The sequence below is a fragment of the Mangrovimonas sp. YM274 genome, from assembly GCF_030908385.1.
Lineage (GTDB): Bacteria > Bacteroidota > Bacteroidia > Flavobacteriales > Flavobacteriaceae > Mangrovimonas_A.
This window is the reverse complement of sequence record NZ_CP133091.1, coordinates 1,262,791-1,282,800: the sequence shown is the minus strand read 5'-3', so window position 1 is coordinate 1,282,800 and position 20,010 is coordinate 1,262,791. Positions and strand designations below refer to the sequence as shown.

Annotated in this window: 16 protein-coding genes and 1 pseudogene; 7 read left to right on the top strand and 10 right to left on the bottom strand. The window is 41.2% G+C overall.

The features are described from left to right. Positions 1 to 2 precede the first annotated feature (2 nt). From RBH95_RS05635 to RBH95_RS05610, 6 genes are read right to left on the bottom strand one after another with little or no spacing between them, the layout of a single operon-like run. A complete protein-coding gene (locus RBH95_RS05635) occupies positions 3 to 908 on the bottom strand; it encodes a sulfotransferase (protein WP_307901718.1) in 906 nt (301 codons plus the stop codon). Beyond that, the gene (locus RBH95_RS05630; protein WP_307901717.1) at positions 905 to 2,137 is read right to left on the bottom strand and encodes an ABC transporter ATP-binding protein; all 1,233 of its coding nucleotides are present in this window, start codon (positions 2,135 to 2,137) and stop codon (positions 905 to 907) included. The genes RBH95_RS05635 and RBH95_RS05630 overlap by 4 nt, the downstream gene beginning before the upstream one ends. After that, a complete protein-coding gene (locus RBH95_RS05625) occupies positions 2,137 to 2,976 on the bottom strand; it encodes an ABC transporter permease (protein ID WP_307901716.1) in 840 nt (279 codons plus the stop codon). Before RBH95_RS05625 ends, RBH95_RS05630 begins: the two co-directional genes overlap by 1 nt. Positions 2,977 to 3,005: 29 nt before the next feature. Further along, on the bottom strand, positions 3,006 to 4,013 hold the full coding sequence (locus RBH95_RS05620; protein WP_307901715.1) for a glycosyltransferase: 1,008 nt from the start codon (positions 4,011 to 4,013) through the stop codon (positions 3,006 to 3,008). A 7-nt stretch (positions 4,014 to 4,020) separates the two neighbouring features. Then, positions 4,021 to 4,986, bottom strand: coding sequence for an SDR family oxidoreductase (locus RBH95_RS05615; protein WP_307901714.1), 966 nt, complete (start codon positions 4,984 to 4,986; stop codon positions 4,021 to 4,023). A gap of 21 nt (positions 4,987 to 5,007) precedes the next feature. Beyond that, positions 5,008 to 5,277, bottom strand: a complete 270-nt coding sequence (locus RBH95_RS05610; protein WP_307902234.1) for a GIY-YIG nuclease family protein — start codon at positions 5,275 to 5,277, stop codon at positions 5,008 to 5,010. Between the two features lie 506 nt (positions 5,278 to 5,783). On the opposite strand from RBH95_RS05610, the pseudogene RBH95_RS05605 reads away from it, so the two are divergent. Further along, a pseudogene (locus RBH95_RS05605) lies at positions 5,784 to 6,158 on the top strand (endonuclease domain-containing protein). Positions 6,159 to 6,566: 408 nt separating this feature from the next. Here RBH95_RS05605 and RBH95_RS05600 read toward each other — a convergent pair. Genes RBH95_RS05600 through RBH95_RS05585 form a run of 4 tightly spaced genes read right to left on the bottom strand, consistent with a single transcriptional unit; the run spans position 6,567 to position 11,735 of the window. Next, positions 6,567 to 7,859, bottom strand: a complete 1,293-nt coding sequence (locus tag RBH95_RS05600) for a nucleotide sugar dehydrogenase (RefSeq protein WP_307901713.1) — start codon at positions 7,857 to 7,859, stop codon at positions 6,567 to 6,569. Further along, positions 7,856 to 8,449: a sugar transferase gene (locus RBH95_RS05595; protein ID WP_307901712.1), complete on the bottom strand. Its 594-nt coding sequence runs from the start codon at positions 8,447 to 8,449 to the stop codon at positions 7,856 to 7,858. Before RBH95_RS05595 ends, RBH95_RS05600 begins: the two co-directional genes overlap by 4 nt. Next, the gene (locus RBH95_RS05590; RefSeq protein WP_307901711.1) at positions 8,449 to 10,935 is read right to left on the bottom strand and encodes a tyrosine-protein kinase family protein; all 2,487 of its coding nucleotides are present in this window, start codon (positions 10,933 to 10,935) and stop codon (positions 8,449 to 8,451) included. Before RBH95_RS05590 ends, RBH95_RS05595 begins: the two co-directional genes overlap by 1 nt. Before the next feature lie 5 nt (positions 10,936 to 10,940). Continuing rightward, on the bottom strand, positions 10,941 to 11,735 hold the full coding sequence (locus RBH95_RS05585) for a polysaccharide biosynthesis/export family protein (protein WP_307901710.1): 795 nt from the start codon (positions 11,733 to 11,735) through the stop codon (positions 10,941 to 10,943). 102 nt (positions 11,736 to 11,837) lie between these two features. Between RBH95_RS05585 and RBH95_RS05580 the strand changes: the two genes are divergently transcribed. The 6 genes from RBH95_RS05580 (at position 11,838) to secA (ending at position 19,889) form a co-directional block, all read left to right on the top strand. Next, positions 11,838 to 13,709 (top strand): ABC-F family ATP-binding cassette domain-containing protein, encoded by a 1,872-nt coding sequence (locus tag RBH95_RS05580; RefSeq protein WP_307901709.1) that lies wholly within the window; start codon positions 11,838 to 11,840, stop codon positions 13,707 to 13,709. Positions 13,710 to 13,760: 51 nt separating this feature from the next. Continuing rightward, entirely contained in the window at positions 13,761 to 14,531 is a 771-nt protein-coding gene (locus RBH95_RS05575) for an O-methyltransferase (protein ID WP_307901708.1), read from the top strand. A gap of 82 nt (positions 14,532 to 14,613) precedes the next feature. Beyond that, the gene (locus RBH95_RS05570) at positions 14,614 to 15,300 is read left to right on the top strand and encodes an ABC transporter ATP-binding protein (protein ID WP_307901707.1); all 687 of its coding nucleotides are present in this window, start codon (positions 14,614 to 14,616) and stop codon (positions 15,298 to 15,300) included. An 89-nt stretch (positions 15,301 to 15,389) separates the two neighbouring features. Continuing rightward, positions 15,390 to 15,965, top strand: a complete 576-nt coding sequence (locus tag RBH95_RS05565) for a cob(I)yrinic acid a,c-diamide adenosyltransferase (RefSeq protein WP_307901706.1) — start codon at positions 15,390 to 15,392, stop codon at positions 15,963 to 15,965. A gap of 171 nt (positions 15,966 to 16,136) precedes the next feature. After that, complete coding sequence (locus RBH95_RS05560; RefSeq protein WP_010177336.1) at positions 16,137 to 16,358, top strand: DUF2795 domain-containing protein; 222 nt, start codon at positions 16,137 to 16,139, stop codon at positions 16,356 to 16,358. Positions 16,359 to 16,535: 177 nt separating this feature from the next. Further along, entirely contained in the window at positions 16,536 to 19,889 is a 3,354-nt protein-coding gene (gene secA / locus RBH95_RS05555) for a preprotein translocase subunit SecA (protein WP_307901705.1), read from the top strand. The last annotated feature ends 121 nt before the right edge of the window (positions 19,890 to 20,010 follow it).

The window sequence follows — 20,010 nt, the reverse complement described above, 5'->3', positions numbered from 1 at the left end:
CATTAAATTACTTGTAATCCATTTACGGCTTCTTTAAAAAGGAAGAGATATTGATCTGAAATCCATTCATTCTTATCCTTGTTCCTAATGAGCTTTTTGTCTATGAGAGATTTTGTTTCCTTATATTCCTTTCCAAATAATTTTGACAAAATCTTGATTGATTCCTCAGGCTTTTGTAGTAAGATATCGTAAGAGAGCACTGTACATTTTTCCTTACACTCTTCATAGCCACTTACTAGATGGTCGTAATATGAATTATACAACTCTATGCCAGATTTTTCTGTCAGCACTTTTGAAGAACTAATTGTTGCATCCGGATTACGTATTACAATTAAAAACTTGGCATTGGGGAACCAATCTATCAACTGCTTATGAAAAGGAACCAACATTGGCACCTTTATAACTTCCTTATCTCGATAAAAAGCTTTTTCCTTATTTATAATTAAATATACATAAGCTCGTATCTTGTTAAAATAGGAAATCCGCTCTTCAAGATAAGCTTGTTCACAAAATAAAATAAAGTCCCTCACTGGTAAATTTTCTAAACAAAATCCATTTACTTCCTCTATTTTAGGTAAATCATCTCCCGTTTTGTTTAGTTTATGCATCCAATACCAAGCTAAGGCAGAGAATAAATAATCTTCATAAAACCCATTTGGATTTAACTGTTTACGCTTTCCCACTCCTTTAAGAAGCTGCCAATCGGGTCCCATTTTAAATCCCAACCCTCTCATTACCTGAGCTGTTAAAGTTGTCCCTGACCGAAACATTCCCATGATAAAGACAACTTTACCTGAATCATTTTCTTCAAACGAAATAATCCTATTTCCAAAACAAGATATCAAAATTTTAACGACTAACTTTTTGATATGCTCTTGTAACCTCATCATTACCTTTTTAGCTCTCATTGGATTTCATTCGTCTTTAAGTTTTCAAATTTAGCTTTCAATAAAAAGGGAGGCCAAGTTTCTTTATCGTGAAGTACTTGGAAACGCATAATATTATTTTGCCTGAGCAATGGGGATCTTGTTTTGTTTTTGGCAACTAAAATATCTATTGAATAAATTCCTTTGGACAATTCCAAATACTCATGACTTACAGTAAATTCCGATACACCATCCAAGATGTTCAACCCACCGTTACTTTCATTCTCTTCCAATACTGCGACCTCTCTTAATTCCTTATCCAAGATAATAATCCTAAAAATTGGGTTAAAATTGATGTCTTGATTCACTTTAAATTTAAAAAATAATTTGAACTCAGTATTCCACTTCACTTTTGGCAACTCGGTATCCTTCAAGTCCGCTCCTACTAAACCAACTTTCTTAAGTTCAAACAAGCCATTGGAAAAAATGATACTAGTTCCATTCCCTTTGAATTGTGAATAATAAATATCAATTCCTTTAGAGGTATCCTTTCCCTTAAAGAGAGTTTTCCCATGGTCCAATAACAAAATTTTATTACAAACCCTAGAGACCAAAGGCATACTATGAGACACAAAAATTATAGCAGTTTTAGGAAGCAGTTCATCTATTGTTTTAAAACACTTCATAATGAATCCTAAATCACCCACAGCCAACACTTCATCTACCAACAATACATCTGGTTCCATTTGGGCTGCCACGGCAAAGCCTAGGCGGACCTTCATCCCAGAGCTATAATGTTGAACAGGCATATCAATAAAATCTTCCAACTCGGCAAAGGCAATGATCTCGTCCAGTTTGGCATCGATTTCCTTTCTGCTAAAACCTAAAATGGCGCCATTGTTATAAATATTTTCACGACCACTTAAAATAGGATTGAATCCCGCTCCCAACTCTATCAATGCCCCTACCCTACCTTTTATAGTAACTTTTCCATCATCGGGGTTGATCAGGCCATTCAAAATCTTTAATAATGTACTTTTGCCTGCACCGTTATGCCCAATCAATCCCAAGCACTCCCCACGGCGCAGCTCAAAACTCACCCCCTTTACTGCCCAAAACTCCTTAGGTCTTAGCACTGCACTATAGGGATGGCCCAACATTTCTGCTGTTAGATCCTTTACCCCATACCAAAGACTTGTTTTTAGATCTTTACAGAATTTTTTACTTAGTCCCTCTACCTTTACCAGTATGTCCTTATTGTCCTGTTCCATTATGCACTTAATCTTTCCACAATTACCGGAATTGCCATTCTATAAAACACCAAGCCTATAAACAGCAATGGCATACATCCCACAATCACTGCTCCAAAATATCCCATATATTGAGGCATTCCTCCCAACAATAGGTCTCTAGGCACTGTTATCAACGGCGTTAAAGGATTAACCTCCATAAGCATTCGCATTATCCCTTCTTTAGGGATGGCATAGACCACAGGGGTGGCATACATTAAGAATTGCATTCCAAATGCCACTATCTTTCCAATATCTTTATATAATAATCCTAAAGGTGTTATTAATAAGCCTAGAGCCGTGCCAAAAACTACAGCCCCCAAAACTGCTAAAGGAAAAAGGAGCATGTGCCACGTAAATGTAAGCCCATACACTTGTAAAAAGAGTAATAACACCCCTATTTTAATAGTACTATTGAACAAGAGTTTGTATATCCCTGAAACCACTAAAGCTTCCTTGGGAAAATTGATCTTCGTCAAAATGCCCCTTGCGGCATTTGTGTTGGCCATAGGTGCATTGATAGCTTCTACGAGTATGGACCAAATTAGGGTTCCGGAAAAAACGAATATGGGATAGGGCACTCCAGTTTCGGACAGTGTCACCGTTCCAGACTGCCGCAAGAGGATCCATACCAAGGCCGTCATTATGGGAGTTATAAATGCCCAAAACACCCCCAAGAAGGATTGTCTGTACAGTGCCTTAATGTCCCTTACGGCCAATTGTTTTGATAAAAACCTAGATGACACGACATCCTTTAAACTTTCTTTAAGGAGTTTTCCTGGTTTTATTTTTCGTTTTCTTTGGTATATGCGAGTTTCCAATATCACAGCTTAAAGTGCGAATATACAGATTAGACTTTACATTTATCAAAATCGCCAATTGCATTTCCCAACAAGTTTCTTATTGCCTGCTTAGGTTGTAAGTATTTTTGATAATACTCGGCGGTATTGTTTTCAAGCTTCTCTCTAAGAGAATCGTTTTTCAATAATGTGTTAACTTTTTTAGTAATATCACTCTCTGAGCCATCTGTAAATATTACATGCTCCCCATCTAATAACGGCTGCGGCAATTGCCGCTTTAAAGGGGTTGACAATATCACTGTTCCCATACATAGATATTCCCCCAATTTCCAACCATGGCAATCCTTTACGGCCGGTGTATTAAATACCAGTATAGATTGTAAAATCTTTGACATATAATAGTCCATTTTCACCCTTGCTGGTGTTGTCAAGGCCTCAAAACCCGAAAGGTCTCTTTTTGTTCTGGGCGCAAAGCCTCCTTCGAATTTAATATTAGGATTGGCCCTACAGGCCCTAATGAAGTTGGCTCTAAACTGATTGGTTTGCTTTTCATTTTTCCAAAGTGAGGCCATAAAGAAAATATAGGCGCCATTGTTTTTTCTTTTGTTATACTCCTGCAATTGAGGTCTACGAAACTGAGACTTGTAATCGGATAAAAATCTTCTTTTATCGGGTATCCTGGGATAGGCCTTTAGGAAATTGGAGACCGCCAAAACAGCAGTTGTCATTCCTGAATAGATATTGATTCCGAAACTTGGGCCTATTACTAAAATTTTTTCCGATTTATACTGACCGTCATAATTAACCTTTCCATACACGTCTGCCCAATCCAAGGCTTTTTCGTCTATTAAGGCTGCATCTGTAAAATCTACCACCAACTTTTTCATGGTTTTATTGTCATCCACCAACACAAAGGCAAAAAAATGATTGTTATGCACAAAGTTTTTAAAGTATTGGGCGCTATAGCCAATATTCCTCTTTCCAAAAACCTCCTCTAGGCCCTTAATGTAAAATGACGCATACAGCATGTCGGCTGCAGGATCTATGTATACTTTCATACGTATTTTATGTTAGCGTATTGAAATAGTTCCAAGTCAACCGCAACCCCTCCGCAACACTCACTTCCGGACGGTACCCCAACAAACGTTCCGCCTTGGAAATATCCGCCAGACTGTCCCGAACATCCCCTTGCCGCGGAGGCCCATAACTGGGCTCCAAATCCGAACCAGCCGCCTCACGCAACGATGCCCACAATTGGTTCACACTAATACGTTCCCCACAGGCCACATTAAAGACCTCATTGGCAGCTTCTGGCCCAGCAAAAAAGGCCTTTACATTCGCCTGAACCGCATTGCCCACATAGGTAAAATCGCGCGTCTGCCCTCCATCCCCATTAATGGTGGCGGGCACGCCGTCCTTCAAGGCTTGCATAAACAAAGGTATCACCGCGGCATAGGCCCCATTGGGACTCTGTTTCGGTCCAAACACGTTAAAATACCGCAGTCCAATCACATCGGTATTATAGGTTTTACCAAACACATCGGCATATAGCTCATTCACATATTTAGTTACCGCATAAGGCGATAAGGGCTTCCCAATAACCGCTTCCACTTTGGGCAGACTTTGACTATCTCCATAAGTGGAACTGGAGGCCGCATACACCATACGCTTCACACGAGGACTTTCCTTAAGAGCCACCAACATATTCAAAAACCCTGACACATTCACCTCGTTACTGGTAATAGGATCATGGATAGACCGTGGCACCGACCCCAAAGCCGCCTGATGGCTCACATAATCCATCCCTTCCATAGCTGCCTTACAGGTCGAGAGGCTCCTGATATCCCCTTCCATCAATTCAAAAGCAGGATGCTCCAAAAACTCCTGAAGGTTCTCACGGTACCCATTGGAAAAATCATCCAGCACCCGCACCTGCTTCGCACCATGTGCCAACAAATGTCCCACCAAATTAGAACCAATGAACCCAGCTCCCCCTGTAATTAAGTAACTGTAGTTTTTAATATGCAACATACTATATTTGTTTTACTTTATTTATTGACCTGTGAAATAAGATTTGAGGCGATTTCCTAAAAACAATGTCCCGTAGTGTGTCTTGAGATACTTTTCTCGTCTTAATGCATCCTTTTGAGATAAACACCCCTCAAAATATATTAATTCAAAAGGCCTCCTATGTTTTGTAGATAACACGTTCCCCCTCTGATGTGCCTCAAATCTTGATGACAAGTCTTGGGTATACCCCGTGTATTTCTTACCATCCTTTAAAGACTTTAAAATGTAAATATAATAATACGTCTTTTCCATACTTGTCATCATTTCACGGGTTAAACCCAGCGCCCCCTGTAACCAAATAACTGTACTCTGAAATATTTGCTGTCCCCATATCTTAAAAAATTGTCTAGTAAAAGTAAGCTTTTTATAGCAAAAGCCATATTAAGAAATCATACTTGTAAGATATATGTATTAATACAAGAATAACGCTATGAGCACCTCCGAAAAACACACCCTACCCAGCTCCCCTCTTCAGACGTAGCCTGTACAGAGCGTATTCGAAGTAAGGGGAATGAATTTGCGAAACAAAGAAAGGGGAGTTTGACTCACAAACAACTAAAACAACACCCCACCCCTTCAATCTTGATCCACAATACATCAATATGTAACTCATTTAAAGTAATAACGATTTGTAAAAACTAAGATGAAAAACCAATCTATAGAGCTCCCCTCTTCAGACGAAGAGGGGAATGAATTTGCAAAGCAAAGAAAGGGGAGTTTGACCTTTTCAAATTCCCAATAGTATTGTATTTTTAAATATGTCCAAACAAAAACTACATACTTTAAAAGAGCTAAAAGCCCACCGAAAGGAATTACGACAACATTTAACCCCTGCAGAAGCTTTCCTATGGACACACTTAAAAGCAAGACAGTTATCAGGAAAGCGATTTACCAAACAGCACAGTATAGGCCATTACATTGTTGACTTTTATTGCGCCTCATAAAAATTAATTATAGAACTTGATGGAGAAGCCCACAACAATCCCACTGCTCAAGAATACGATAAGCTACGAACCGAATATCTGAACAATTTGGGATATACAGTCCTTATATTTGAAAACAAACTTGTTTTTGACAATCTTCCTTCTATTTTAAATGAAATAACCGATCATTTCACACAAATTCAATCATAGTGTTTGCCCAAACAATGACCATTGAACTAACAAAACCCTCCGCTGCCCCCTAACGGGCACACCACCTCCCTTCAACTCAAGGGAGGAGCTCCTAAAAAACTCATTCCATTAAGAACCTTTCCCGCAGACAAGTCTAAAAGGCTTAAATTCAAACTAAGAAAAAGGAATTCACACAGAAAAAAAGAAGTTTAACTCTCAAAACCAAGAAAAAAGTCCCTCTAACTTATCCTTCTAACATCACACTACAAAATAGTATTTAAAAGAAGAAGAAGAAGAAGAAGAAGCACCTTATACAAATTAATCCAACCTCTACAACTCCCCACTTCAGACGAAGAGGGGAATGAATTTGCGAAGCAAAGAAAGGGGAATTTGACAAGCAGTATCTAATTTACAATCGCAACAGTACCATCACAACCGCGCATCCACAACACCCTTAGGCAACAACGACTTCACATCAAACAACACACAGCCCTCCGATTTCAAACCCTGAATATCCAATTCCAAAAACTCTTTGTGGGACACGGCCAACACAATCCCCTCATATTGCGCTTGCAATTGATCGCCGCAACAGATTAAGTTCAAGCCGTATTCCTCATGTACTTCCTCAGCCGAAGCCCACGGGTCAAACACATCCACTTCCACCCCATAGGTCTCAAACTCCCTGATAATATCAATCACTCGGGAGTTGCGAATATCTGGACAGTTTTCCTTAAAGGTAATTCCCAAAACCAACACTTTAGCCCCTTTGATACGAGCGCCATTCTTGATCATCATCTTGACGGTCTCTTGGGCTACATACTGCCCCATACTGTCATTCATTTTCCGTCCCGCCAAAATAATCTCTGGATTATAGCCAGTTTCAATAGCCTTTTGGGCCAAATAATAAGGGTCTACCCCTATACAGTGGCCTCCAACCAAACCAGGGGTAAAATTGATAAAGTTCCATTTTGTCCCTGCCGCTTCCAAAACCGCTTGCGTATCGATATCCAACAAACGAAAGATTTTGGATAGTTCATTCACAAAGGCAATATTAATGTCCCGCTGCGAATTCTCAATCACCTTGGCCGCCTCGGCCACCTTAATGGATGGCGCCTTATGCGTCCCTGCAGTAATAATAGAGCGATACAAACGGTCAATCACCTCAGCCACTTCAGGAGTAGAGCCGGAGGTCACCTTTAAAATCTTGGTCACTGTATGGGTCTTGTCACCCGGATTGATACGCTCTGGCGAATAGCCGGCATAAAAATCGGTGTTGAACACAAGTCCGGAGTGCGTTTCTAAAATAGGCACACAAATATCCTCGGTGACTCCGGGGTATACCGTCGATTCATAGATGACGATATCATCCTTCTTCAACACCTTCCCAACAGTTTCACTAGCTTTTACCAATGGCGTAAACACAGGTTTGTTCAGGGCATCCGTAGGGGTTGGCACGGTAACAATATAAATACTGGCATCACCCATATGGGCAGGATCACTACTTACAATAAGGCCATGACCAGAAGACGCCTCTGTTAGGATCACTTGCTGCAGGTCTTCACTGTCTACCTCCAGGGTCACATCACGCCCTTCCAACAATTGCTGAACGCGTTTGGTATTAACATCAAAGCCAACAACAGGGTACTGTTTGGCAAATTCAACGGCTAAGGGAAGTCCCACATAACCGAGTCCGATGATAGCAATCTTTGGGTGTGTGCTCATAGGTTGATTTGAAATGATTGGATAATATATTTCAAATCTACAAAAAAGCGCCAATTCTGCACATAATTTTTGTTGATTTCCACCTTATCCGGCCAAATTACCTCATAATTATACAGCTCAGGATCAGACTGTTGCCTTAAAACAACATCTTCATTGGCATACTTTAAGGTAGCCGGACCGGTTATTCCTGGCTTCACTTCTAAAATTACCCGATCGACTCCTTCCAAGGCATCCGCAAACCCTGTTACATCCGGACGAGGTCCCACAAAGCTCATATGCCCAACCAATACATTGAACAGCTGTGGCCACTCATCTAGTTTATGCCGTCGCAACCAATTCCCAAAAGGACTGGCATACTGCGCAAACTGGCCCAAAGCATGCTGGGAACCTCGTAGACTGCGTATTTTATAAATGGGAAACAAACGTCCATACTGCCCTACCCGCTGTTGGGAAAACACACCCCACTGCCGGGTATCCCAACTGGCACATCCAATCAGCAGGATAATGGGCACAATTAAAATAGGCAACAGCAACAAACACAACACCAAATCGAAGCTACGCTTTAAGGCTTTTTGGGCTCTAGTCAGCACTAAATACGCTTTATGAAATTTTGAATCTTTTTAAGCACCCCCCGTTTATTAGGATCCTCATGGTAGGCATCACCATACACCCCATAGCCGTAACCGTAACCGTAGCCATAACCGTAACCATAGCCGTAATTGTGATTGGTTTTATGCTTATAGAAGTTCAGCACAAAACTGATATTCTTCAACTCCCCGGCCCGATGCTTCGCATTCACCAAAGCCAACATACCTTTTTTAGTAAAATCCAAGCGCACCATAAAAATAGTGGCATCGGCATATTGGGTTAATTCCAAGGCATCCGTTACCAATCCCAAAGGGGGCGTATCCAAAATAATAATATCATAAGTCTCACGTAAGGTTTTCATTAACCCCGGCATCGCTTCTCCCATTAACAACTCTGAAGGATTAGGTGGTACGGGACCCGAAGGGATTACATCCAAGTTTTCGATATGCGAGTAAAAAACCACTTCTTCCATACTACTGTCCCCTATCAAATAATTCACTATTCCTTTATCATTGGTAATATTAAAATCTCCAAAAATCTTTGGCTTGCGAAGATCCAAGCCCAACAGAATGGTTTTTTTACCCGACAAGGCATAAACCGTTGCTATATTAATAGAGGTAAAAGTCTTGCCTTCCCCACTTACCGAAGAGGTAATCATTATACTTTTTCCAACACCTTCTTTCCCCTTGCTCTTCAAAATAAACTGCAAACTGGAACGAATGGAACGAAAGGATTCCGAAACAGCAGCCTTCGGTTTCTCAAACACTACCAGATTGTTCTTGTAGTTATACTTCCCTATCAAGCCCAAAATGGGAATGTTGGACAATTGTTCCACCTCATCCGATCCATGGATGGTGTGGTCCAACAAGTAAATCACAAAAATCAAAAACATGGGAGCAAAAAAACCAATCATCAAGGCCATCATATAGTTTAGACTCTTGTTAGGACCTATAGGGCCATTTCCAATATCCTTGGCTTCATCAATAGAAGTAATATCCGACACATTGGCTGCTTTTACAATGGCCGCCTCGCTACGCTTGGCCAAATAGACATCATAAGCCTCTTGACTCAAATTCAACTTACGTTGGATCTTCAAGTAGTCCTGTTCATCCTCAGGCAGGCTGCTCAATTCCATTTCCAAACGGGCTATTTTACTATTAATAATGTTCAAATTAGCAGTAATGGTCTGTTTGGTTGCCGCTATCGTTTCCAACAACACATTTTTTTCGGCATCAATCTTTCGGTCCAAATCCTTAAAGAGCACATTCCCTTCCTTAACCGTATACTCCAAATTTTGACGTTCTATAGCCAAGGTAGTAATAGTCTTAACACTAGTTAAAATATTACTTTCCTCAATTCCCACCGAAGTCGGCGCGGCAATTTGAGTATAGTCCGTTTTAGTTTTAAGATAGGTCTCTAAAGCTTCCAAATAATTCAGTTTGGCGCGCTCTGCTTCCTGTTCGAAATCCAAATTCTTAAGTTTCTCGGAAGTCAGGGTCATTTCTTCACTAATATCAAACACCTGATTCTCCTTCCGGAAACGGTTCATCTCTTCCGTCACATCTTTTAAATTGGCATTTACCGCCGCCAAACTACTATCAATAAATTTAATGGTATTGGTGGCATATTGGTTTTTCCGGGCCAATTCTGTTTTGCTTAAAATAGCAGTGGTAGCATTTAAATAATCTACAATCTTGGACTTATTAGTTCCTGATAACGCCAAAGTCAATACTGAAGAAGACGACCCTGAAAACGGAGCGATCTTCACCCCCGATTGAAAGGAGTATACCACACTGTCAAAATTTAAAAAACGAATAAAGAACTCCTTATTGGGTAAAATACGTTTGCCTTCTCGAAGTACAATGGTCCCGTTAAAAAAGGGTAAATCTACAGGCTGTCCCAAACGAAACACTGCCTTAAAAGGCCCCACAGGGACTTCCACAGCATATTTTGCCTTATCGGAATAGCGTTGTACTTGTCTGCTAGAAGAGCCGAATTCTGTAAAAATTTCAAATTGGGTTTCACTGATAAAACGGATCCCAATCGGTTGTCCCAGCAACTGCCCCCGATCTGTATTCAATTGCACTTCAAAAGGTGCGGCCTTATAAATATCTTGCAGTCGGTATTTGCCCTGTACCAAGTACTGCATATAGTATTGTAAGGAATCTACCACTTTTTCGTTATGAGTACGGGTTTTTATGGAAGTCATCACCTTCCCTACCTTTCCGGAAACGCCTCCCCAATTAAAGGAAATACTGGTATTGGCCGTAAAAAAGGGATTCTGTTCACTCTCAATAGATATTAAAGAGTTCAAACGGTACACATTTTCCTTCCTCACATTGATCAAATAGGCAACCACTAGGGCCACTCCAATAGACAACAAGACCAATTTCCACAGGTTTAAGGCTTTAAACAAAAAACCCTTAAAGTCAAAAGTACTGCCTCTTGATTCGGAATGTTCTATATCGTTAAAATCTAACTCAGACATTGGCTTTAAAATCGATTAATTAAAAGTAATGTGGTTGTCACCAGAGAAAAAACAGCCACAACCGATGTCAACACCTCTTTCCCTGAAGTCCCCGTTCCCCAAGCCTTTTGCTTTAAGGGTCTCACATAAATCATATCATTGGGCTGTATATAGTAATAGGGAGATTGCATCACATTTTTATCGGTCAGGTCAATCTCATGGATTTCCTGTCCCTGCGGGTACTGCCTTATAATCTGCACATGCTGTCGGTCTCCAATCACCGGAATATCCCCCGAGTTAGCAATGGCCTCAAAGATATTCACACGCTCTTGGAACAACACCTTCGACCCTGTACTTCCCACCTCTCCCAAAGTAGTATAGCGCAAGCCTGAAAGCTTGACCGTGATAAATATATTGGCCGTTTCTTTAAATTGCTCTTCCAATAATTGCTGTTCTAAAAGACCCTGGATTTCCTCCGTGGTACGTCCCAATACATTCACCTCCCCTAAAACCGGGATTCTAATATTTCCATGGGTATCCACCGTAAACCCGTCATAATAGGCTCGTTCACTGGAAGAGGCATTCAAATTGGCCTCATCGGCAATAGGGTTAAAAATACTCACATTATCCTGGTCCAACACCTTGATACGAATACTCAAAATATCATTAATCTGTACGCGGTAAGGTTTTTGGCTCTCCACCATGAGTTGCAAGGAATCGTTAGCGGTGGATTTATCCTGAAGGTACAACATATCCTTATGGGGCACACAGGAGGTCATGACACCCAACAAAAGGATGGCAATAAGGAGTGTATATTTCATGTAAAGCAACGTTCTTAACAGACAAATATAGCCTATCAACAGGAATATCAAAACTATTGGTTCTTTTTTTGGTTTATTTCCGTTATTTGCAAAAAAAATACCGTGAACTACCTAAACGTTGAAGCCATATCGAAATCGTATGGAGAAGTAGAACTCTTTTCCAACCTCTCCTTTAGCATCCACAAAGACCAAAAAATTGCCTTTGTTGCCAAAAATGGAAGCGGAAAAACCTCTATCCTCAACATCCTCTCTGGTGACGATGCCCCGGATTCGGGACAGGTAGTAATGCGCAACGGTTTAAGAACTGCTTTTTTGCCACAAACTCCCGAATTTGATGAAAGCGCTACCATCAACAGCACTATTTTCAATGCTGATTTACCCATCCTAAAAATAGTCGACCAATACGAACAAGCACTTCTCAATCCTGAAGATACGGAATCCTACCAAGTGGCCTTTGAAGCCATGGAACGTCATAACGCCTGGGAATTTGAATTACAGATCAAGCAAATCCTCTCGCAACTTAAATTGGAGGACCTAGATCAAAAAATCAGCACGCTCTCAGGAGGTCAAAAAAAACGTTTGGCACTAGCTCAAGTCCTGATCAGTCACCCCGACCTACTCATTTTGGACGAGCCTACCAACCACTTGGACCTGGAAATGATTGAATGGCTGGAACAGTACTTTGCCAAGGAACAGTTCACCATCTTTATGGTAACCCACGACCGTTACTTTTTGGAACGCGTCTGCAACGAAATCATCGAACTGGACCACGGACAACTCTTTACCTATAAAGGCAACTATTCCTATTATTTGGAGCAGAAGGAAAACCGAATCGCCACCGAGGCCACTGAAACCGGAAAGGCCAAACAACTATATAAAAAAGAACTGGAATGGATGCGCCGCCAACCGAAAGCCCGTACTACCAAATCCAAATCGCGTATCGACGATTTTCACGATATCAAGACTAGGGCCCACCAGCGCCGGAAGGACCATGTCATGCAATTGGAATTGAACATGGAACGTCTGGGCAGCAAAATTGTGGAGCTGCATAAAATATCCAAAGCTTATAAGGACAAGATCATTTTGGATCAATTTGAATATGTCTTCAAAAAAGGGGGACGCATCGGAATCATAGGAAAAAATGGAACCGGCAAATCCACCTTCCTCAACATGCTCACCCAAACCATCAAACCCGACTCAGGAAAAGTAGTGGTGGGTGATACCGTAAAATTTGGTTATTATACCCAAGGCGGCATCACCATCAAACCCGAGCAAAAAGTTATTGAGGTCATTAGAGAATTTGGTGATTACATTCCCTTAAAAAAAGGCCGTCAAATAAGTGCCCAACAGCTATTGGAGCGCTTCCTCTTCGACCGTAAAAAACAATACGACTATGTTGAAAAACTAAGTGGCGGGGAACAAAAACGCCTGTACCTCTGTACTGTTTTGATCCAGAACCCTAACTTTTTAATTCTGGATGAGCCCACCAACGACCTAGACATCGTAACCTTAAATGTCTTGGAAGAATTCCTGTTGGATTTCCCTGGGTGTCTTTTAGTGGTATCCCACGACCGTTACTTTATGGACAAGATTGTAGATCACTTATTTGTATTTAAAGGCGAAGGTGAAGTTCAGGATTTTCCAGGCAATTACACTGATTACCGCATCTACGAACAATCCACACCTCCTGCCGAAAGCCCTAAGGAGAATACTTCCAAAACTACGGAGGCGTCCAAACAAAACGAAGCCCAAAAACTAAGCTATAACGAACAAAAGGAACTCAAAAACCTAGAAAGCAAGATCCGTTCCTTGGAATTGGACAAAAAAGCACTGGAAGCCAAGTTTTTGGATGAAAGCCTTTCCACGGAAGCCATCAACAAACTTTCCCAGGAACTTCAAGAGCTTATGGATAGTATTGCGGAAAAGGAGGCCCGTTGGTTTGAACTTTCCGAAAAATTAGAAGGAGAAGCTTAACAAAAAATCAACCTTTTTATCGTTCGTTTAGAACCCTATTTTTGCCACAACATGTACCAACTCCTACAATATTTCAAATTCCTTTGGCGCTCCATCAACCAACATGGCGTCCACTCCCCTTTTGTATACCAGTTGGTCACCCTGTGTTTTTACGACCGAAAAAAGCATGAGAACTACACCCTTTTAAAGCAATACCGAAAAGCCCTTTACCGTAACCATTCCTCAATCGCCATAACCGATTTGGGAGCGGGCAGCAGAATATTTAAAGACAATACCAGAAAGGTTTCCAAAATCGCCAAAACCTCAGGCATCCCCTCTAAACGTGCCAAACTTTTAAATCGATTGGTCAGTTATTTAGAAGCCAAACACATTTTGGAACTGGGCACCTCACTCGGCATGGGAACTTCCGCTTTGTCAATAGGACATCGAGAAGCACAAATCACCACCATTGAAGGCTGCCCCGCAACTGCCGCTGTGGCACAAGGCCAATTCCAACAGTTTCAACTGAACAACATCAACTCCATTATTGCCGACTTCACGCCTGCTATTCAGCAATTGGACAACCAATCCTACGACCTTATTTACATGGACGGTAACCATCAAAAAACAGCCACCTTATACTACTTTTCAGAGCTTTTGGATACGGTCCATAATGACACTGTACTCATCTTGGACGACATTCATTGGTCCAAAGAGATGACCGAAGCTTGGGAAGAAATTAAAGCCCACCCAAAGGTCACCGTGACCATCGACACCTTTTATTGGGGCTTGGTATTTTTTAGAACCGAACAAAGGAAAGAACATTTCTCCATTAGGGTGTAACAAGTTCGCTTCAACAACGTCCTATTGAAAGAATTCTGCTATCTTGCAGAAGCAATCCAAACCCGTCAAGTTTTACTTATTTATGGATAACGTCATTCAAATTCGCAGCATTACTAGAGACTTTCAATTAGGACAGGAAACCGTACATGTATTAAAAGGGATTGACCTAGACATAGAACGCGGTGACTATATCGCCATCATGGGGCCTTCCGGTTCCGGAAAGTCTACCTTAATGAATTTATTGGGATGCTTGGACACCCCAACAAGCGGTTCCTATATCCTGAATGGAAAAGATGTAAGTCAAATGAGCGATGACGAATTGGCCGATATACGTAATAAAGAAATTGGCTTTGTTTTCCAAACCTTTAATTTACTACCGCGTACCACAGCTTTAGATAATGTGGCCTTACCCATGGTGTACGCCGGCGCTTCCAAAAAAGAACGTGATCTGCGAGCCGAAGAAGTGCTTACCGATGTAGGACTTGCCGACCGCATGGACCACCGCCCCAACCAACTATCGGGAGGTCAGCGCCAACGGGTTGCAGTAGGACGTGCTTTGGTCAACAAACCTTCCATAATTCTGGCCGATGAACCTACAGGAAATCTGGATTCCAAAACTTCGGTAGAAATCATGACCTTATTTAATGATATTCACCAACGAGGTAATACCGTTATTTTGGTGACCCATGAAGAAGACATCGCTGCCCATGCCCACCGTATCATCCGTTTACGTGACGGCATGATTGAAAGCGACACCAGACTTAAGTAACCTTCAACACAGCCAAAGCTAGCAAACGAACAGCTGAAACTCTACAAAATACTGTACCTTTGGGGCACAAATCTAGATTTTTTGAACCCATGAAAATATATACCAAAACAGGAGACAAAGGAAGTACAGCCCTATTTGGCGGCACCCGAGTTCCCAAACACCATATACGTATAGAGAGCTACGGCACCGTTGACGAGCTCAATTCTCATATCGGCCTTCTAAGGGACCAAGACATGGCTAAGGAATTCAAAGCCTTATTGGTAGATATCCAAAACCATTTGTTTACAGTAGGGGCCATTTTGGCCACCGATCCTGAAAAATGGACCTTAAAAAATGGCAAGGAGCGATTGAACATCCCAAAAATATCCGAAGCTGACATTCAAATTTTGGAAACAGCCATTGACCAAATGAACGACAGTTTGCCGCCTATGACTAATTTTGTCCTTCCAGGTGGTCACCAAACCGTGTCATTCTGTCATATAGCACGCTGTGTGTGCCGTAGAGCGGAGCGTTTGGCATCTGCCTTAAACGAAATTAGTCCTTTCCAACCCGAAACTTTAATGTATTTAAACCGTCTGTCCGACTACCTATTTGTCTTGGCACGAAAGTTGTCCTACGACCTGCAAGCCGAAGAAATTAAATGGATTCCTAAAAAAGAATCGTAATAAATTTTGGAAGTGCAATTTTTTTGTAGTATCCTAGTCAAAATGTTAGGAAATTCACAAAAAAATGACGCTCTTTTTATTAATGAACAGTTAACATTGAAATAATTCATTTTTTTCTTGACTTTCTCGACTAAAAATTTATTTTTGCAGAAAATTCTAAATCTATAAGAAATGTATTGGACCTTAGAACTCGCATCTTATTTAAGTGATGCTCCGTGGCCAGCCACTAAAGACGAATTAATAGATTACGCCATCCGTACTGGAGCGCCTTTGGAAGTAGTTGAAAACCTACAGGCGATTGAAGATGAAGGGGATTCGTACGATTCTATTGAGGAGATCTGGTCAGACTATCCAACAGACGAAGATTACCTCTGGAATGAGGACGAATACTAAATAAAATCAGAAAGAATAGTTAAAAAGTCTCAAATAGAGACTTTTTTTATACGCTATACTTTAATAAGCATTGTACAAACCTTATCTTTGGAAGCCCCTAAAAGGCTTACCAAAGTAACAACATATTTAATAACATATACGCTGGCCTCCCGCTAGCGACAAGCTAAACAACACACCATGAGTTTTTTAAATTCAGTATTAAAAGTATTTGTTGGCGACAAATCCAAACAGGATGTCAAAGCAATTACGCCTATAGTCAATAAAATAAAGACCTTCGAAAGTGCCCTGGAACAACTCTCACATGATGAGTTACGTGCCAAAACAGCCGCCTTTAAGGCTAAAATTGCAGAGGCTAGACAGCCTTTGAACGAAAAAATGGACGCTTTATTAAAAGAGGCTGAAGCCACTGAAGATATCGACCAAAGAGAAGACATCTATGTAGAAATTGACGGTATCAAAGACGAAATCTACAAGGTTACCGAAACTGTTTTAACAGACATCCTTCCGGAAGCCTTCGCTGTAGTGAAGGAAACAGCAAAACGTTTTAAGGACAATACAACTATTTCAGTAACGGCTAACGCTTTCGACCGTGAACTATCAGGTTCTAAAGACTATGTGGTACTTGAAGACGATAAAGCTGTTTGGGCCAACTCATGGGATGCGGCTGGAAAAGCCATTACTTGGGACATGGTACACTATGATGTACAGTTGATAGGTGGTATTGCCATGCACCAAGGAAAAATTGCCGAAATGCAAACAGGGGAAGGTAAAACCTTAGTGGCTACCTTACCGGTATACCTTAACGCCCTTGCTGAAAAAGGGGTGCACTTGGTAACCGTGAACGACTATTTGGCAAAACGTGATAGCGCATGGATGGCACCGTTGTTTGAGTTCCATGGAATGAGTGTGGATTGTATCGACTACCACCAACCAAACTCTGCAGCTCGTAAAAAGGCCTACAATGCCGATATCACTTATGGTACCAACAACGAATTTGGTTTTGACTACCTCCGTGATAACATGGCACATTCCCCAGACGATTTGGTACAGCGCCCACACCACTATGCTATCGTGGATGAGGTGGACTCGGTATTGATTGACGACGCCCGTACACCATTGATCATTTCAGGACCAATTCCACAGGGAGACCGTCATGAATTCACCGAATTAAAACCTAAAGTAGATGCTATCGTAGCTACCCAACGTCAATTTTTGACTGGAGTGTTGGCGGAGGCAAAAAAATTGATCACCTCTGGAGATACTAAAGAAGGTGGTTTCCAATTATTGCGTGTATACCGCGGTATGCCAAAGAACAAGGCACTTATTAAGTTTTTGAGTGAAGAAGGAATCAAAATGTTGCTTCAGAAAACTGAAAACTTCTACATGCAGGACAACAACCGAGAAATGCCGAAAATTGATGCGGAGTTGTACTATGTCATTGATGAAAAAAACAATCAGGTAGAACTTACCGATAAAGGAGTAGAATATCTTTCAGGAAATGACGATCCTAATTTCTTCGTCATGCCGGAAATTGGTGTGGAAATTGCCAAGATCGAAGCTCAAAACCTTTCTAAAGAAGATGAAGCTGACGCAAAAGAAGAACTGTTTAGGGATTTTGGTGTGAAATCTGAGCGTATCCATACGCTTAGCCAATTGTTGAAAGCCTACGCCCTTTTTGAAAAAGATATTCAATATGTTGTTATGGACAACAAGGTCATGATTGTGGATGAGCAAACGGGACGTATCATGGAAGGTCGTCGTTATAGCGACGGATTGCACCAAGCTATCGAGGCCAAAGAAAATGTAAAAATTGAGGACGCGACCCAAACCTTTGCTACCATTACGCTTCAGAACTACTTTAGAATGTACCGCAAACTTTCGGGAATGACAGGTACAGCAGTAACCGAAGCTGGGGAGTTCTGGGAAATCTACGAATTGGATGTTGTGGAGATTCCAACCAACAGACCAATTGCCCGTGATGACCGCGAAGATTTAGTTTATAAAACCAAGCGTGAAAAATACAACGCTGTTATCGACGAAGTAACCAAACTATCACAAGCAGGACGTCCTGTATTGATTGGTACAACCTCGGTAGAAATCAGTGAGCTTTTAGGAAAAATGTTGAGCATTCGCAAAATCCCTCACAATGTATTGAACGCGAAACTTCATAAAAAAGAGGCCGACATTGTTGCTGAAGCAGGACAACCAGGTCAGGTAACCATCGCCACCAACATGGCCGGTCGTGGTACCGATATTAAATTAACCGAAGCCGTGAAAGCTGCGGGTGGTTTGGCCATTATTGGTACCGAACGTCACGATTCTCGTCGTGTGGACCGTCAGTTGCGTGGTCGTTCTGGACGTCAAGGAGATCCAGGTAGTTCACAGTTCTACGTATCGCTTGAAGACAACCTAATGCGTTTGTTCGGTAGTGAGCGTATTGCAAAAATGATGGACCGCATGGGCTTGGAAGAAGGAGAAGTAATTCAACACTCCATGATTTCCAAATCTATTGAGCGTGCACAGAAAAAAGTAGAAGAAAACAACTTTGGAATCCGTAAACGTTTATTGGAATACGATGATGTCATGAACGCCCAAAGGGAAGTCATCTATAAGCGTCGTCACCACGCCCTATTTGGAGAGCGTTTACGTGTGGATTTGGCCAACATGATTTATGATACAGCTGAAACCATTGCTGAATCCAACAAAGGAGCCAACGATTTTAAAAACTTCGAGTTTGAACTGATTCGTTATTTCTCCATGAGTTCTCCAATTACTGAGGCTGAATTCGGGAAACAATCGGTACAGGAAATCGCTGGTAAAATTTACAAAGCTGCCTTTGAGCACTACCGTGAAAAAATGAACCGAAATGCTGAATTGGCTTTCCCTGTAATTCAAAATGTATTTGAAAACCAAGGCGATAAATTCAAGCGTATCGTGGTACCATTTACCGACGGAGTAAAAACACTTCAAGTAGTAACAGACCTTCAAAAGGCCTACGAAACCAATGGTAAGCAATTGATCAATGACTTTGAAAAGAACATTACCTTGGCCATTGTGGATGATTCTTGGAAGACCCACTTGCGTAAAATGGACGAGTTGAAACAGTCTGTTCAGTTGGCAGTTCACGAACAAAAAGATCCGTTATTGATCTATAAATTTGAAGCCTTTGAATTGTTCAAGCGCATGTTGGATCAAGTGAACAAGGATGTAATTTCGTTCCTTTTCAAAGGGGAATTACCAACAGAAACACAAAGCACCATTCAGGAAGCTCGTGCCAAACGTGCCGAAAAATTAGAGACAACCAAAGAGGAAATCCCTAATATGGATGAGCGTGCTGCTCAAAGTCGTGCTGCCGGGAATACACAAAGCCAGCCTGAAGCTGTAGAAACTGTGGTAAGGGACAAACCCAAAATTGGACGCAACGATAAGGTTACCATCAAAAACGTTATGAGCGGTGAAAACAAAACCGTGAAATACAAACAAGCGGAACCTTTATTGGCCAAAGGTGATTGGGTAATCATTGAAGGATAAATCAAAATTATCAACTCATATTCTTAAAGCTCCTGATAAAAACATCAGGAGCTTTTTTTATAGTGTTTACAGGGCTTTCAGAACATAAAACTCGCTTTTACAGTAATTTATATTGATTTTA